The organism is Geobacillus sp. WSUCF-018B (assembly GCF_002809985.1).
Lineage (GTDB): Bacteria > Bacillota > Bacilli > Bacillales > Anoxybacillaceae > Geobacillus > Geobacillus thermophilus.
Genome location: NZ_PIJF01000144.1, coordinates 1 through 1,063, shown reverse-complemented (window position 1 = coordinate 1,063; position 1,063 = coordinate 1). Strand labels below are relative to the sequence as shown.

1 protein-coding gene and 1 pseudogene are annotated in these 1,063 nt (G+C 47.3%); both read right to left on the bottom strand.

Annotation, left to right across the window (positions count from 1 at the left end):
- Positions 1–232 (bottom strand): annotated as a pseudogene (locus CV944_RS17820) (IS4 family transposase); the annotation flags it as partial.
- Positions 207–1,063 (bottom strand): IS4 family transposase (locus CV944_RS17090; RefSeq protein WP_233205324.1); only part of this gene is annotated, 857 nt, incomplete at its 5' end. The pseudogene CV944_RS17820 and the gene CV944_RS17090, both read right to left, overlap by 26 nt.

Here is a 1,063-nt window from a genome sequence, read left to right as displayed (position 1 = left end):
GCAGGGAATAGAGCTCATAAACCTGTTGACCATCAAACGACTCTTGTGGTAAATTCGTCAGTAAGATGTGGTATTTCTTTTGTTCGAGGGTTTGGCGTGTCAGTGCCTTCCCTTTTCTTTTTTCCCTTTTTCGCACATACGCCATCCGTTTTTGCCATTCTTCTTCCGTCAAACGTCGAAAAATCAAGCGTGGGATATACAAACGCTCATGCCCGATGTATACATGTTCCATTTCTACTGATTCCCCTTCCTTTAATTGATTCCCAAGATTCCCAATCCCATTCCTTCCACTGGCCATTCTCCTTGATATACACTTTCATATCGGAACGGAGCCGAGTAATATAATACGCTCCGCGGGCGTCGATCTCGGCCAGTGCGGCAACGGAGAAAAAGCCCAAATCCCGAATACATAGGTCATTCGGTAAAATCGTATGCTGGGCATGATAGGCAAAACGAGCGTCCGAGTCATTGGCCGATTGAACGCATAGCTGAAGGCAGGCGCCGGATAACAAGTCATATTCAAACTGAATTTTCACCCCCGACGAAACGGAACCTCGATAGTCTTCCCCATAGTCAGCGGGAACCAAAAAGCTGGTTGAGTCCAAAATCCGCAGGCGGGTAAAACAAGTTCGATAGGTCTCCATGGCTGACAAAAGCAATGGACGTTGATGCAGGAGGAGAAGGAAAAACACTTCTCGCAAAAATGCCACGGCCCGATCGGTAAAACGCTGATTCAAGCCTTCGCTTGAAAGGGAACAGCCATGCCAGAGCGTCAAGGCCGCACACAACCGCTGAAGCGACTGTTTGGCCAGTGAGCCATCTCCCCATGCACAGAGAGTCAGAAAGGCTTCCGCCGTTAACGAACGCTGCCGCCGGATAAAGCCTGTTTTCCGTGCGAGACGGGTTAATTCTTCGGGAGAAAAGAGTTGACGAATGGTTTGAATCCATGCTTTCATTTGTTTTTCCATGAAAAAAATCCTTTCTAACGTGGAGTGTTCGTTAGAAAGGATACCATGTTTTTGACGATGCACAAAGACCAAAATTCTTAACTTGATGGGTATGG